13 protein-coding genes are annotated in these 15,056 nt (G+C 73.6%); 9 read left to right on the top strand and 4 right to left on the bottom strand.

The annotated features are described in order from the left end of the window. Window positions 1-83: 83 nt before the first annotated feature. Window positions 84-1,664 (top strand): DUF6779 domain-containing protein, encoded by a 1,581-nt coding sequence (locus LBW97_RS07135; RefSeq protein ID WP_224498710.1) that lies wholly within the window; start codon window positions 84-86, stop codon window positions 1,662-1,664. Between the two features lie 69 nt (window positions 1,665-1,733). On the opposite strand, the gene LBW97_RS07130 is transcribed toward LBW97_RS07135, so the two are convergent. Continuing rightward, a complete protein-coding gene (locus tag LBW97_RS07130; RefSeq protein ID WP_224498709.1) occupies window positions 1,734-2,486 on the bottom strand; it encodes an SDR family oxidoreductase in 753 nt (250 codons plus the stop codon). Window positions 2,487-2,764: 278 nt separating this feature from the next. Between LBW97_RS07130 and LBW97_RS07125 the strand changes: the two genes are divergently transcribed. The 7 genes from LBW97_RS07125 to LBW97_RS07095 all read left to right on the top strand — a co-directional run bounded on the left by LBW97_RS07125 (window position 2,765) and on the right by LBW97_RS07095 (window position 10,659). After that, complete coding sequence (locus tag LBW97_RS07125) at window positions 2,765-3,703, top strand: Rossmann-like and DUF2520 domain-containing protein (protein ID WP_224498708.1); 939 nt, start codon at window positions 2,765-2,767, stop codon at window positions 3,701-3,703. Further along, the gene (gene panC / locus LBW97_RS07120; protein WP_224498707.1) at window positions 3,700-4,542 is read left to right on the top strand and encodes a pantoate--beta-alanine ligase; all 843 of its coding nucleotides are present in this window, start codon (window positions 3,700-3,702) and stop codon (window positions 4,540-4,542) included. Before LBW97_RS07125 ends, panC begins: the two co-directional genes overlap by 4 nt. Further along, complete coding sequence (panD, locus tag LBW97_RS07115) at window positions 4,539-4,964, top strand: aspartate 1-decarboxylase (RefSeq protein WP_224498706.1); 426 nt, start codon at window positions 4,539-4,541, stop codon at window positions 4,962-4,964. The genes panC and panD overlap by 4 nt, the downstream gene beginning before the upstream one ends. 4 nt (window positions 4,965-4,968) lie before the next feature. Further along, window positions 4,969-5,763, top strand: coding sequence for a type III pantothenate kinase (locus tag LBW97_RS07110; RefSeq protein ID WP_224498705.1), 795 nt, complete (start codon window positions 4,969-4,971; stop codon window positions 5,761-5,763). Window positions 5,764-5,848: 85 nt separating this feature from the next. Beyond that, window positions 5,849-7,306 (top strand): lysine--tRNA ligase, encoded by a 1,458-nt coding sequence (lysS, locus tag LBW97_RS07105; protein ID WP_255600619.1) that lies wholly within the window; start codon window positions 5,849-5,851, stop codon window positions 7,304-7,306. A gap of 145 nt (window positions 7,307-7,451) precedes the next feature. Further along, window positions 7,452-7,802, top strand: a complete 351-nt coding sequence (locus tag LBW97_RS07100; RefSeq protein ID WP_224498703.1) for an Lsr2 family protein — start codon at window positions 7,452-7,454, stop codon at window positions 7,800-7,802. 316 nt (window positions 7,803-8,118) lie between these two features. After that, on the top strand, window positions 8,119-10,659 hold the full coding sequence (locus LBW97_RS07095; RefSeq protein WP_224498702.1) for an ATP-dependent Clp protease ATP-binding subunit: 2,541 nt from the start codon (window positions 8,119-8,121) through the stop codon (window positions 10,657-10,659). Window positions 10,660-10,725: 66 nt separating this feature from the next. Here LBW97_RS07095 and LBW97_RS07090 read toward each other — a convergent pair whose 3' ends face one another. Next, on the bottom strand, window positions 10,726-11,619 hold the full coding sequence (locus LBW97_RS07090) for an A/G-specific adenine glycosylase (RefSeq protein WP_308010434.1): 894 nt from the start codon (window positions 11,617-11,619) through the stop codon (window positions 10,726-10,728). A 77-nt stretch (window positions 11,620-11,696) separates the two neighbouring features. Between LBW97_RS07090 and LBW97_RS07085 the strand changes: the two genes are divergently transcribed. Further along, window positions 11,697-12,392 carry a MucR family transcriptional regulator gene (locus LBW97_RS07085; protein WP_224498701.1) on the top strand — a complete coding sequence of 232 codons (696 nt, stop codon included), beginning with the start codon at window positions 11,697-11,699 and terminating at the stop codon, window positions 12,390-12,392. A 3-nt stretch (window positions 12,393-12,395) separates the two neighbouring features. Here LBW97_RS07085 and disA read toward each other — a convergent pair whose 3' ends face one another. Together disA and radA are read right to left on the bottom strand one after the other, a co-directional pair. Then, window positions 12,396-13,481, bottom strand: coding sequence for a DNA integrity scanning diadenylate cyclase DisA (gene disA, locus LBW97_RS07080; protein WP_224498700.1), 1,086 nt, complete (start codon window positions 13,479-13,481; stop codon window positions 12,396-12,398). Between the two features lie 113 nt (window positions 13,482-13,594). Continuing rightward, entirely contained in the window at window positions 13,595-14,962 is a 1,368-nt protein-coding gene (radA, locus tag LBW97_RS07075; protein WP_224498699.1) for a DNA repair protein RadA, read from the bottom strand. Between the last annotated feature and the right edge of the window lie 94 nt (window positions 14,963-15,056).

Genomic DNA, 15,056 nt, shown 5'->3' with positions numbered 1-15,056 from the left:
ACTGTCGCATCGAGTCGCAACCGCAACTCTGGGCACGGGCGCGGATGCCGCCGGTGAGCGCCACCCGTCGCTACGCTGGACCCATGCCCCGCCGCGAGGACGACGACGCCGCCAGCGGCTCCGTTCTCCCCGACGGCCGCACGCTGATGCAGGCGGGTGGATTCCTGCTCGCCGGCGTGGCCACGCTGGTCGTGTTCCTGACCAGCAACCCGCAGCTGCTGAGGCTCGCCGTCGTCGCCGTGGCCTGGGCCTTCGTCCTCGCCACCTTCACCGCCGGCCGCCGCGGCACCGACTCGGTCCGCGCCGCGGCCCGCGAGGCCGACCTGCGCCGGGCCTACGAGGCGGAGCTGGACCGCGAGGTCGCCGCCCGCCGGGAGTACGAGCTGGAGCTCGAGACGGAGCTGCGTCGCGAGGCCGAGGACTCGATGCGCGGGGAGCTCGACGCGCTGCGCGGGGAGATCGCCTCGCTGTCCGGCCTGCGTGGCGAGATCGCCGCACTGTCGGGCCTGCGCGACGAGGTGGCCCGCGTGTCCGCGCTGCGCGGCGAGATCCAGGCGCTCGGCGGCCTGCGCGACGAGGTCGCCCGGGTGGCCGCCCTGCGGGACGACGTCGCCGCCCTGACCGCCCTGCGGGGCGACCTCGGCCAGATCGGGGCGCTGCGCGAGGACATGGGCCGCCTGCGGACGGAGCTCGCGGAGCAGCTGTCCAGCGAGATGCTGGTCGAGCGGATCGTGATGCGCACCCAGGCCAGCCGGCTGCCCGGTGAGGCGCCCCGGATCGACGCTCCGGCGCGGGGCCTGGATCCCGCGGCCGACTGGAGCGACGACACCCCGCCGCGGGAGCTGACCGGTGGCTGGCCGGCGATCCGGCTGGACGAGCCGCCGCGGACCCAGCAGTTCGAGCAGGTGCGCAACGCGCCGTCGTGGGCGACGGCCTCGTACCAGCCCGCGCCGCCGACGACGTCCTTCCCGGCGGTCCCGCCCGCAGCGCCGGCCGCGCCTCCGCGTCCTCCGGCACCCCCCGCGCCGCCGACCGTGGTGCCCCTGCAGGCGCCGGTCGCCGGCCGCCACGAGCCCCCGGCCTACGAGCCGCCGCCGAGCTACCTCTCCGACGTCCGGTACGGCTCGGAGCCCGCCGAGCCGGCCCGTCCGGCGCCCGCGCCCGAGCGGGACGCCGTGCCGGCGTTCGACCGGCACACCCGCTCCGCCGCCCACGACGCCGACCCGTACCTGGGTGCCGGGCGCCGTCCGACGGAGGCGCCGCCGGCCGAGGCGTACACGGTCGCCTCGCCCGTCGTCACCCCGTCGTCGGTGCTGCCGCCGGCGCCGCACGAGCGCCCGCAGACGCCGATGGACTGGCTGGCCGCCCGGTCGTTCCTCGATCCGCAGCCCGCGCCCGCCGCCGAGCCGGAGCTCCGTCGCCGGCGCACCGACGATGCCCCCGGCTGGTCGCCCGCTGCGGAGTTCGCGCCCACCACCGAGCGGCCCGCGCCATCCCCGTCGTGGTCGAGCGCGCCGGCGACGGGCCCCGACACCTCGGAGAGCCTGTCCCGCATCCTGGCCGAGAACGGCGCCAACCCGCCGCCGGGTGGGCGCCGCCGCCGCCGCTACCGCGAGGACGGCGAGTCCGACGACGTCCTGGCCCGGGTCCTCGGCCGCGACTAGAAGGACCCCCCACCGCTCGCAGGCTCGCGCAGGGGCCCTGCGAGGGGGCCGCCCAGCGGAGTTCTCCTGCTACCTGGGCCCTCGGGAGAGCCCTCCGCCGTCGATCACCAGGGTCTGGCCGGTGACCCAGCCCGCGCCCTCGCCGAGCAGGTAGGCCGCGGCCTCGCCGATGTCCTCGGGCGTGCCGAGCCGGGCCATCGGATAGGCCTGGGCGGCCTCGGTCTCGCGGCCCTCGAACAGCGCCTCGGCGAACCGGGTCTTCACCACGGCCGGGGCGACCGCGTTCACGCGCACCTTCGGCGCCAGCTCGACGGCCAGCTGGGTGGTCAGGTTGATCAGTGCCGCCTTGCTCACGCCGTAGGCGCCGATCTCCTGCGACGAGCGCAGGCCGGCGACCGACGCCACGAACAGCACCGAGCCGCCGTGCTCGGACATCCACGCCCGCCACGCCTCCTGCACCAGGCCGAGCGCGGAGACGACGTTGGTGTCCATGATCTTGCGGAAGGCGTCGAGCTCCAGGTTCATCAGCGGCCCGTACGCCGGGTTGATGCCGACGTTGCCCACCAGGACGTCGAGGCTGCCGAAGGTGTCCACCGCGGTGCGGACCGCCTCGGCCCGGTGCGCCGGGTCGCCGGCGTTGCCCGGAACGGCGACCGCCACCTCCGGGCCGCCCAGCTCGGCGACAGCCTCGGTCAGCGCGTCGGGCTTGCGGGCGGTCAGGACCACCCGTGCTCCGCGGTCGACCAGGCTCTTGGCGATCCCCAGCCCGATGCCCCGGCTGCCGCCGGTGACCAGGGCGGTGCGTCCCTCGAACGTGCGCACGATGTCTCCTGTCGTCGATGTGCCGAGGGTCACGGTAGGGGGCCGCGGACGGCGGCCGTCCGCGGGGGAGCGGCACCCCCGGTGAGCTACGACACAGACGCCAGACGTTGCGGAGCGTCTGAAGCGGTTCCACACTCGCCATCGGCACGTCGCCCGCGTGACACATCCGGTTGCAGCGGGCGCCGGCCGGACGCACGACCCGCACGACCACCCCGCGGCCACCAGTGGCCGCGACCGACGTCCGGTACCCGCACGGGACTGGAACGAGAGGTGCACCGATGCCTGCTGCCCGCAGGACCCGAGCCGCGGGTCTCCCGCCGGCCTCCGACGCACCTGCGCGCCTGCGCGTGGGGATCATCGGCGCCGGCCGTGTCGGCGCCGTCCTCGGTGCCGCTCTCGCCGCCGCCGGCCACGACGTCGTCGCCGCCTCGGGCCTCTCCGCTGCTTCCGCCGAGCGCGCCGCCAGGCTGCTGCCCGGCGTTCCGCTGGTCCCCGCCGACGCCGTCGTCGCCGCCTCCGACCTCGTCGTCCTGGCCGTGCCGGACGACATCCTTCCCGGCCTGGTGGCCGGGCTCGCCGAGACCGGCGCCTGGCGGGCCGGGCAGCTGGCCTTCCACACCTCGGGCGCGCACGGACTGGCCGTGCTGGCCCCCGCGACCGACGCCGGCGTGCTGGCCCTCGCGCTGCACCCGGCGATGACCTTCTCCGGCGCTCCCGAGGACGCCGACCGGCTCGTCGACGCGCCCTTCGGGGTGACCAGCCGCCCGGAGCACCGGCCGGTCGCTGAGACCCTGGTGCTGGAGATGGGCGGCGACCCCTTCTTCGTCGCCGAGGCCGACCGCGGGCTCTACCACGCGGCGCTCGTCACGGGCGCGAACCACCTGGTCACGCTGGTGGCCGAGGCCGCCGACCTGCTCCGCACCGCCGGCGTCGCGGACCCCGCGCGCGTGCTCGCCCCGCTGCTCACCGCCGCGTTGGACAACGGCCTGCGCCGCGGCGACCGCGGGCTCACCGGTCCGGTCAGCCGCGGCGACGTCGGCACCGTCACCGCCCACCTGGACACCCTGGCCGAGCGGGCACCCGACTCGGTCGCCGCCTACGTGGCGATGGCCCGGCGCACCACCGAGCGGGCGCTGGCCGCCGGCCGGCTCAAGCGGCACGAGGGCGCTCCGCTGCTCGACCTGCTCAGCGGCTCGCCCGAGGAGGCCGCGCGATGACGCCGGTGATCGCCGAGACCGCCGCCGACCTGCGCAAGCTCCGCGACGAGCTGCCCGGGCCGGTCGCGCTGGTGCCCACCATGGGAGCGCTGCACGAGGGCCACCGGACGCTGGTCCGGGCCGCCCGCGAGCGCGCCGGCAGCGTCGTCGTCTCGGTCTTCGTGAACCCGACGCAGTTCGGTCCCGGCGAGGACTTCGACCGCTATCCCCGCACCTGGGACGCCGACCTCGCCGCGCTCGCGGAGGAGGGCGCCGACGTCGTCTTCCACCCGACGGTCGAGGAGGTCTACCCGGCCGGGGCGCTGGGCGTGACGGTCGATCCGGGGCCGCTGGGCGCGGTGCTCGAGGGCGCGGTGCGCCCCGGCCACTTCGCCGGCGTGCTGACCGTCGTCTCCAAGCTCTTCGGGCTGGTCCGGCCCGACCTGGCCCTCTTCGGGGAGAAGGACTACCAGCAGCTCACGCTGATCCGGGCGATGGCCCGGGAACTGGCGCTGGGCGTGGAGGTCGTCGGCGTGCCCACCGTCCGCGAGGACGACGGCATGGCGCTGTCGAGCCGCAACCGCTACCTCTCGCCGGAGCAGCGCTCCACCGCGGCCGCGGTCTCCGCGGCGCTGCGCGCCGGGGCGTCCGCCGGAGCGCAGGGAGCCGGCGCCGTGCTCGCCGCCGCCGGCGCTGTGCTGGCCCAGCACCCCGACCTGGTCCAGGACTACCTCGAACTCACCGATACCGATCTGGGGCCGACGCCGTCCGCCGGTCCCGCCCGCCTGCTCGTCGCCGTGCGCGCCGGCAGCACCCGACTCCTCGACAACATCGCGATCCAGCTGGGAGCAGACCGATGATGCGCACGATGCTCAAGTCCAAGATCCACCGCGCCACGGTCACGCAGGCCGACCTGCACTACGTGGGCTCGGTGACCGTCGACGAGGACCTCCTCGACGCCGCGGACCTCATCCCCGGCGAGCAGGTCGCCATCGTCGACATCACCAACGGCGCGCGCCTGGAGACCTACGTGATCCCGGGGGAGCGCGGCAGCGGCGTCATCGGGATCAACGGCGCCGCGGCGCACCTGGTGCACCCCGGCGACATGGTCATCCTGATCAGCTACGGCGTGATGGACGAGACCGAGGCCAAGAGCTACATCCCGCGGGTCGTGCACGTCGACGGCGCCAACCGGGTGGTCGAGCTGGGCGCGGACCCCTCGGCCCCGGTGCCCGGCGCGACCGACCAGCAGCGCAGCGACCTCGGCGTCCCGATCCGGTGACCTCGTGCTGCTGACCGTCGACGTCGGCAACAGCCAGACCGTCCTCGCCACCTTCGACGGCGAGCGCCGGATCGGCTCGTGGCGGGTGACCACCGCCGCCCGCGCGACCGCCGACGAGCTCCGCATGGTGTGGCGTGGCCTGCTGCGCGACACCGAGGTGTCCGGCGTGGCCGCCTGCTCGACGGTGCCGGCGCTGCTGCCGTCGCTGCGCCAGCTGCTGGACTCCCTCGAGGTGCCCGTCACGCTCATCGGGCCCGGCGTGCGCACCGGCGTCCCGCTGCACGTGGACAACCCCCGCGAGGTCGGCGCCGACCGCGTCGTGACGGCCCTGGCCGCGCACGAGCTGTTCGGCCGGGGACCCGGCGGTCACGCCCGGCCGGTGGTCGTCGTCGACTTCGGCACCTCCACGAACGTGGACGCCGTCGGCCCGGACGGGCAGTTCCTCGGCGGTGCGCTCGCTCCCGGCGTCGAGGTCAGCCTGGACGCGCTGGCCAGCCGGGCCGCGCAGCTGCGCTCGGTCGAGCTGACCTGCCCGCCGCACGCGATCGGCAAGAACACCGTCGCCGCGTTGCAGTCCGGCCTGGTGCTCGGTTTCGCCGGTCTGGTGGACGGTCTGGTCACCCGGATCGCCGCGGAACTGGTCGCCCAGTTCGGCACCGCACCGGTCGTCGTCGCCACCGGAGGGCTGGCGCCGGTGGTGGTCGACAGCTGCGCGTCGATCGGCGAGCAGGAGCCGGACCTGACCGTGCACGGGCTGCGGCTGGCGTTCTCCCGGCATCAGGCGCAAGCCTCGCGCTGAGCCGCCCGTACGCTCTGCCTCCGTGAGCGAAGGACCGAACGGCCCCGGCAGCGTCGACGACGGCAGCGAGGAGCTGCCCGAGCAGATGCGCGTCCGCCGCGCCAAGCTCGACCGGCTGCGCGAGGCGGGCACCGACCCCTATCCGGTCTCGGTGCCCCGGACGACGTCGCTGGCCGACGTCCGGGCCGCCCACCCCGAGCTCGAGCCGGACACCATGACCGGTGAGCGTGTCGGGATCACCGGCCGCGTCATCTTCTCCCGGAACACCGGCAAGCTCGCGTTCGCGACGCTGCGCGAGGGCGACGCCGAGCTGCAGGTGATGCTCTCCCGCGACCGCGTGGGCGAGGAGGCCCTGGCTGCCTGGAAGGCCGACGTCGACCTCGGCGACCACGTCTTCGTGGAGGGCGAGGTCGGGACGTCGCGTCGCGGCGAGCTCTCGGTCTTCGCCGACTCGTGGCAGCTCACCGCCAAGTCGCTGCGCCCCCTCCCGGTCGCGCACAAGCCGATGAGCGAGGAGCTGCGGGTCCGCCGCCGCTACGTCGACCTCATCGTGCGCGACGAGGCCCGGCGCACCGTCCGGCAGCGGGCCACCATGATGGCGACGCTGCGGGCCGGCCTGGACCGGCGCGCCTTCACCGAGGTCGAGACGCCGATGCTGCAGACCGTGCACGGTGGTGCGGCGGCACGGCCGTTCCGCACGCACATGAATGCCTTCGATCTCGACCTCTACCTGCGCATCGCCCCCGAGTTGTTCCTGAAGCGGTGCATCGTCGGTGGCCTGGACCGGGTGTTCGAGATCAACCGGAACTTCCGCAACGAGGGGGCCGACAGCTCGCACTCGCCGGAGTTCGCGATGCTGGAGTTCTACGCGGCCTACGCCGATTACCAGGACGTCGCCGTCATCACCCGGGAACTCGTCCAGGAGAGCTGCGCCGCGCTGTTCGGCGACCACATCGCCCGGCACCACGACGGCACCGAAGTGGATCTGTCCGGGGAATGGCGTCAGGTGAAGCTGTTCGACCTGGTCAGCGAGGCGGTGGGGGAGACGGTGACCCCCGGGACGCCGATCGAGCAGCTGCGCGCCTTGGCCGAGCGGCACGACATCGGCGTCGACCCGGCCTGGATCCACGGCAAGGTCGTCGAGGAGATCTTCGAGGCGCTCGTCCAGCCGTCGCTGCAGGACCCGACCTTCGTCATGGACTACCCCGTGGACACCTCGCCGCTGACCCGGGCGCACCGGTCGGAGCCCGGAGTGGCCGAGAAGTGGGACCTCTACATCGGCGGCATCGAGCGGGGCACCGGCTACTCCGAGCTGGTCGACCCGGTCGTCCAGCGGGAGCGTTTCACCCAGCAGGCCCTGCTGGCGGCGGCCGGTGACCCGGAGGCCATGGCGCTGGACGAGGACTTCCTGGAGGCCCTCGAGTACGGGATGCCGCCGACCGGCGGGGTCGGCATGGGGATGGACCGGCTCATGATGACGCTCACCGGACTCGGAATCAGGGAGACCATCCTCTTTCCGCTGGTGAGACCAATTAGTTCCTGATCGTCGCCTTCTTCGCTCACCACAAAAGGGCACGGGTTGCGCACTGAATGCCTCGAATAGAAGAGGCTTGTGCTTTAATCGATTCGTACCCGACGGGTGCGATTTATCGATCGACCTCCGGGTCGCTGCGAAAAGCGAGGAACGAATGGCGCGCAAGGTCCAGGTCATCCTGAGCGACGATCTCGACGAGAATCTCCCGGCCGACGAGACGGTCAGCTTCTCGCTGGACGGGACCTCGTACGAGATCGACCTGGCGGAGAAGAACGCCACCGAGATGCGGGACGCCTTCGCCCGCTACGTCTCGGCCGCCCGCAAGGTCGGTCGTGGCAGCGGCAACCGCGCCTCCGGCGCCGGTCGCTCTCGCGCCACCGGCGGTCGCATGGACCGCGAGCAGGCCGGCGCGATCCGCGACTGGGCCCGGAAGAACGGCCACGCGGTCAGCGACCGCGGCCGCATCCCGGCCAGCGTCGTCGAGGCCTACGAGGCCGCGCACTGAAACGGGGCCTCCCGGCGGGAGGCCCAGCGAGTCGCCAGGCCCGGTTCCCCTGGGGGGAGCCGGGCCTGCGGCGCTCCCGGGGGCCGACGGGGCGGCGCGCCGCCGTCCGCTGACGGCGTAACGGGGGCGGAACACCGCTCCCCGGGCGCCGGTTGGAACGGACAGCCACCCACCGTCGCTGTGCATGCACGACAGGACGGCGTGGTCCGCGACTACAGTGGAATGACCGGTGCCCCCGCGCCGACGGATGTCGGGTGCTCCTTCCCAGACCAGGGAAGGACAGTGCCGGACCAGCCGGTCGAAGGAGAAGCAGCAGATGTTCGAACGGTTCACCGACCGAGCCCGCCGCGTTGTTGTCCTGGCCCAAGAAGAGGCCCGGATGCTCAACCACAACTACATCGGCACCGAGCACATCCTCCTGGGCCTGATCCACGAGGGTGAGGGCGTCGCTGCCAAGGCGCTGGAGTCCCTGGGCATCTCGCTCGAGGGCGTCCGCCAGCAGGTCGAGGAGATCATCGGCCAGGGCCAGCAGGCCCCTTCCGGCCACATCCCCTTCACCCCGCGGGCGAAGAAGGTGCTGGAGCTGTCGCTGCGCGAGGCGCTGCAGCTCGGCCACAACTACATCGGCACCGAGCACATCCTGCTCGGCCTGATCCGCGAGGGCGAGGGCGTCGCCGCCCAGGTCCTGGTGAAGCTCGGCGCCGACCTCAACCGCGTCCGCCAGCAGGTCATCCAGCTGCTCTCGGGCTACCAGGGCAAGGAGCCGGCCGCCGCGGGCGGCCCGGCCGAGGGCACCCCCTCGACGTCCCTGGTCCTGGATCAGTTCGGCCGCAACCTGACCCAGGCCGCTCGCGACCAGAAGCTCGACCCGGTCATCGGGCGGGCCAAGGAGATCGAGCGGGTCATGCAGGTGCTGTCCCGCCGCACCAAGAACAACCCCGTCCTCATCGGCGAGCCCGGCGTCGGCAAGACCGCCGCCGTCGAGGGGCTGGCGCAGGCCATCGTCAAGGGCGAGGTGCCCGAGACGCTGAAGGACAAGCAGCTCTACACGCTGGACCTCGGCGCGCTCGTCGCCGGTTCCCGCTACCGCGGTGACTTCGAGGAGCGCCTGAAGAAGGTCCTCAAGGAGATCCGCACCCGCGGCGACATCATCCTGTTCATCGACGAGATCCACACGCTCGTCGGTGCGGGTGCCGCCGAGGGCGCGATCGACGCCGCCAGCATCCTCAAGCCCATGCTGGCCCGCGGCGAGCTGCAGACCATCGGCGCCACCACGCTGGACGAGTACCGCAAGCACCTGGAGAAGGACGCCGCGCTCGAGCGCCGCTTCCAGCCCATCCAGGTCAGCGAGCCGACCCTCGCCCACACCGTGGAGATCCTGAAGGGCCTGCGCGACCGCTACGAGGCGCACCACCGGATCAGCATCACCGACGGCGCGCTCGTGGCCGCCGCGACGCTGGCCGACCGGTACATCTCCGACCGCTTCCTGCCGGACAAGGCGATCGACCTGATCGACGAGGCCGGCGCCCGGATGCGGATCAAGCGGATGACCGCGCCGCCGGACCTGCGCGAGTTCGACGACCGGATCGCCGGCGTGCGCCGCGAGAAGGAGTCGGCGATCGACGCGCAGGACTTCGAGAAGGCCGCCGCGCTCCGCGACACCGAGAAGCAGCTCCTGGGCGAGAAGGCCGAGCGCGAGAAGCAGTGGAAGGCCGGCGACATGGACGTCGTGGCCGAGGTCGACGAGGAGCAGATCGCCGAGGTCCTCGCCAACTGGACCGGCATCCCGGTCTTCAAGCTGACCGAGGAGGAGACCTCCCGGCTGCTCCGCATGGAGGACGAGCTCCACAAGCGGATCATCGGCCAGGAAGAGGCCATCAAGAGCGTCAGCCAGGCGATCCGGCGTACGCGGGCGGGTCTCAAGGACCCGCGCCGTCCCGGTGGCTCGTTCATCTTCGCCGGCCCCTCGGGTGTCGGTAAGACCGAGCTGGCCAAGGCGCTCGCGCAGTTCCTCTTCGGTGAGGACGACGCGCTGATCCAGATCGACATGGGCGAGTTCCACGACAAGTTCACCGTGTCGCGGCTCGTCGGTGCGCCCCCCGGTTACGTCGGTTACGACGAGGGTGGACAGCTGACCGAGAAGGTGCGGCGCAAGCCGTTCTCGGTGGTGCTGTTCGACGAGATCGAGAAGGCGCACGCGGATGTGTTCAACACGCTTCTGCAGGTGCTGGAGGACGGTCGGCTCACCGATGGTCAGGGCCGGATCGTGGACTTCAAGAACACGATCCTGATCCTCACCACGAACCTCGGTACGCGGGACATCTCGAAGGCCGTCGGTCTCGGATTCCAGGCCGGCAACGACTCGACGAGCAACTACGAGCGGATGAAGCTCAAGGTCAACGAAGAGCTCAAGCAGCACTTCCGGCCGGAGTTCCTCAACCGCATCGACGACATCGTCGTGTTCCACCAGCTGACCGAGAACGAGATCATCCACATCGTGGACCTCATGCTCGGCCGCCTGGAGACGCAGCTGAAGAACAAGGACATGGCGATCGAGGTGACCCCGGCGGCGAAGCAGCTGCTGGCGGCCCGCGGCTTCGACCCCGTCCTGGGTGCCCGGCCGCTGCGCCGCACCATCCAGCGCGAGATCGAGGACGCCCTGTCGGAGAAGATCCTCTACGGCGAGCTGACCGGCGGTCAGATCATCGTGGTGGACGTCGACGACGCCGAGGGTGCCGCGCAGAAGTTCACCTTCCGCGGCGAGGCGAAGCCCTCCGACCTGCCCGACACCCCGCCGGTCGCGCTCTCGGGCGCCGACGGGGACGAGGGCGAGGGTCCCTCCCTCACGAAGAAGTAAGGGCCCACCAGGTCCCTCGGAGGCCGCTCCACCCGCTCGGGTGGGGCGGCCTCCGGCGTTCCCGGCTCAGGCCGGCAGGCGGAAGAGTCCGTCGGCGGTCTGCTCGACCAGGCCGTCGCCGAGCAGTGAGTCCAGGCACCGGGAGCGCTGGACGGCGTCGTCCCAGGCCCGGTCCAGCGCGGCGGCGTCCACCGGCTCGTGCGCGGCGCGCAGGACGTCGAGCAGCCGCCCACGCACCTGCCGGTCGGTGCCGGCGAACTTCTGCACCCGTCGCGGCGGCCCGTCGTGCGCCGGGGAGCCGGCCAGGCGCCAGGCGCAGCGATCCCGGACCGGGCAGGCTCCGCACCGCGGCGTCCGGGCGACGCAGACCAGCGCCCCGAGCTCCATCACGGCGACGGAGAAGCGCACCGCCCTGTCGTCGTCCTCCGGCGCGAGGGCGGCGATGTCGGCGAGGTCGGAGGCGCGGGCGTTGCCGGCCTCGGCCTGACCGTGCACCAGCCGGGCCACGACCCGCCGCACATTGGTGTCGACGACCGGCTGCCGCTGCCCGTAGCCGAAGCAGGCCACCGCCCGGGCGGTGTAGGTCCCGATTCCCGGCAGCGCCTCCAGGGCGGCCACGTCGGAGGGGACGACGCCGCCGTGCCGCTCGGTGACAGCGACGGCGGCCTCGCGCAGCCGCAGGGCGCGCCGCGGGTAGCCGAGCTTGCCCCAGGCGCGGATGACCTCACCCGGCGGCGTCGCCGCGAGATCGGCCGGTCGGGGCCAGCGGGCCATCCACTCGCGCCACACCGGCTCCACCCGGGCCACCGGCGTCTGCTGCAGCATCACCTCGCTGACCAGGACGGCCCAGGCGTCCACCTCCGGAAAGCGCCACGGCAGGTCGCGGGCCGCGGTCGTGTACCAGTCGACGATCGCCTCACCGGCGGGTTCGCCGGGCGCGCTCGCGGTCAGGGAGGTCACGGGCACCCAGTGTGCCGTTCGGCCGGTGCGGCGCGCCGAGGGGGACGGGGCCGACGCCGCCGATTACCGTTCCGGGCGTGTTGCACCCCGTGGGCCCGCTGCGCGCAGCCGTCTACTGGCGGCGGCGCGTGCTGGTCCTGGTGCTGGTCCTGGCCGTGGTCGGTGGGCTGGCCTGGGGCGCCGTGGCGCTGCTGGACCGGCGGGCCGGGGGCGGCGGCGCGGCCGCTCCGACCTCCGCCCGGCCCGCCGAGCTGCCCGCTCTGGATCGCGTGGTGCCCTCCGTCGCTGCCGTGCGGACCCCGGAGGCCCCCAGCGAGCCCGTCGCACCGCCCAGCGAGCCCGTGGCGCCTCCCAGCGCCCCTGCGGCGCCGGCCCAGCAGGCCGGTGGGCCGTGCCTGGACGAGCTGCTGCTCCTCGACGTGCGGACGCCCGGTCAGGCGGCCGTGGGCAGCAAGCCGATCTTCGAGCTGATCGTCGGCAACCGGGCGACGGTCCCGTGCGTCCGGGCGCTGGACAAGGAGCTGCAGGAGCTCGTGCTGGTCGACGCCGCCGGCGGCCGGATCTGGGGCAGCAACGACTGCTTCCCCGAGAGCAGCGACGAGCTCCGCACCCTGGCGCCCGGCGAGATCGTCGTGTTCCCGATCATCTGGGGCGGCCTGACCAGCGAGCCCTCGTGCACCGCGCCGCGTGGCGCCCCGGCACCCGGTGCCTACGCGCTGCGTGGCCGGCTGGACACCAAGGTCTCCGGCGACGCGCCCCTCATCCTGCAGTAGTCCTCAGCTGTAGCGGTCGAGGATCGACGTCTCGGCGAGCCGGGAGAGGCCCTCGCGGATGCCGCGGGCCCGGGCCTCGCCGACGCCCTCGACGGCGAGCAGGTCCTCGATGGTCGCGGCCAGGAGCTTCTGCAGCCCTCCGAAGTGGTCGACCAGCCGGTCGATGATCCCGGCGGGCAGCCGGGGCACCCGGGCCAGCAGCCGGTAGCCCCGGGGGCTGACGGGGGAGTCCAGGGCGTCCGGCGACGTCGGCAGCCCGTAGCACCGGGCGACGGCGGAGAGGTCGAGCAGTTCGGTGGCGCTCAGCGCGCGCAGGTCGGTGAGGACCTGGTCGATCGTGCGCGGCCGGCGGCCTCCCGAGGGCAGGTAGTCGCGGACCAGCAGCCCGCGGTCCTCCTCGACCCCGGCCAGCATCTCGTCCAGCTGCAGGGCGAGCAGCCGGCCGTCGGTGCCGAGCTCGACGACGAAGCCCTCGATCTCGTCGGCGATGCGGCGGACCATCTCCAGCCGCTGGCTGACGCTCATGGCGTCGCGGACGGTGACGAGGTCCTCGATCTCCAGTGCCGACAGGGTGCTGGCCACCTCGTCGAGGCGGAGCTTGTAGCGCTCCAGCGCCGCGAGGGCCTGGTTGGCGCGGGCGAGGATCGTGGTGGGGTGCTCGAGCGTGTAGCGCCGCCCGGCCACGTAGACGCTGATGATGTGCATCGACTGGCTGACCGAGATCACGGGGAAGCCGGACTGGATCGCCACCCGCTCGGCGGTGCGGTGCCGGGTGCCGGACTCCTCGGTGGGGACCGTCGGGTCGGGCATCAGGTGGACGCCGGCCCGCACGATCCGGGTGCCGTCGTAGGAGACGATCACCGCACCGTCCATCTTGGCCAGCTCGCGGAGGCGGGTGGCGGACAGGGCGACGTCCAGGGCGAAGCCGCCGGTGCAGATCGACTCCACGACGCGGTCGTAGCCGAGCACGATCAGCGCGCCGGTGCGGCCGGCGAGGATGCGCTCCAGCCCGTCGCGCAGGGCGGTGCCAGGGGCGATGCGACCGAGGAGCTCGCGCAGGGCGATCTCGGGGTCCACGGCGGCGGGCACGAGCGCTCCTGACGGTCGAGTGGTGCGGCGGCTGAGTCTACGTGCCCGGAGGCGGGGCCGGATCGCCTCGGGTGCGGTCGTGCGCCTCCGCCCTGTTGCGAGACCCTACGGACTCAGAACAGGCGGTGGAAGGCGGCCCCCAGGTCGGGCACCTCGATCAGCCGCATCCCGGCCGGAGCCGATCCGGCGTCGGGCGGGACGAACGCGGTGCGGTAGCCCTGGCGGGCCGCCTCGGCCAGCCGACGGCCGGTCCCGCCGACCCGCCGGATCTCACCGGAGAGGCCCACCTCGCCGAGGGCGACCATGCCGGGGGGCAGCGGGTGGTCCTTCGACGCCGAGGCGATGGCGAGGGCGAGGGCGAGGTCGGCGGCCGGCTCGGCGATCCGCACGCCGCCGACGGAGGCGGCGAAGACGTCGGCATCGGCGAGCTTCACCCCGCCACGGCGCTCCACGACGGCGTTGACCATGGCGACCCGCTGGCTGTCCAGGCCACTCACGGCCCGGCGCGGGGAGCCGCCGCCCCCGGAGCTGGCGACCAGCGCCTGCACCTCGGCCAGCAGCGGACGGCTGCCCTCCAGCGTGACGGTGACGCAGCTGCCCGGAACCGGGTCGGTCCGCCGGGAGACGAACAGCGCGGAGGGGTCGGGGACGCCGACCACGCCGCGGTCGCCGATCTCGAAGCAGCCGATCTCGTCGGCGGGGCCGAACCGGTTCTTCGTGGCCCGCACCATGCGCAAAGTGGAGTGGCGCTCGCCGTCGAAGGAGATGACGACGTCGACGAGGTGCTCGAGGGTGCGGGGGCCGGCGATCGCGCCGTCCTTGGTCACGTGCCCGACCAGGATCGTCGTCATCCCGCGGCTCTTGGCGACGCCGGTCAGCGCCGAGGCGACGGCGCGCACCTGGGTGGATCCGCCGTCGGTTCCCTCGGCCGCGGGGGAGCGGACCGTCTGCACGCTGTCGAGCACCAGCAGCGTCGGCTTGACCGCCTCGACGTGCGCGAGCACGGCCGACAGCTCGGTCTCCGCGGCCAGGTAGAGCTGGTCGTGCAGGGCGCCGATGCGCTCGGCGCGCAGTCGCACCTGCCCGGCCGATTCCTCGCCGGAGACCACGAGGGCCGGCCCGTTGCTGGCCGCGACCCGCTGGGCCACCTCGAGCAGCAGGGTCGACTTCCCCACGCCCGGCTCGCCCGCGACCAGCAGGACCGCGCCCGGCACCAGCCCTCCGCCGAGCACGCGGTCGAACTCCGCGATGCCGGTGGGGACGGCGCGGGCGCCGGCGAGCTCCACCTGTGCGATCGGCAGGGCGGGGGAGGAGACCTTTCCCGCCGACACCGCCCGCAGCCCCGTCGTCGGGGCTCCGGTCTCCTGCAGCGTGCCCCAGGCCTGGCACTCCGGGCAGCGCCCGACCCACTTCGCCGAGGCGTACCCGCACTCGGTGCAGCGGTGGGCGGGGCGGGCTGACTTGACTCCTGCGGGCGGCACGGTGTCGACGCTAACCGCGACCACCGACAGAACCGGGGGAAACGCGCGACGGCGGCCCCGGATCGGGGCCGCCGTCGGGCGGAACTCAGGTCTG

This window comes from Blastococcus sp. LR1, assembly GCF_020166105.1.
GTDB lineage: Bacteria > Actinomycetota > Actinomycetes > Mycobacteriales > Geodermatophilaceae > Blastococcus.
Note: the sequence above shows the minus strand (reverse complement) of the source record. Positions and strands in the feature narration are given on the sequence as shown.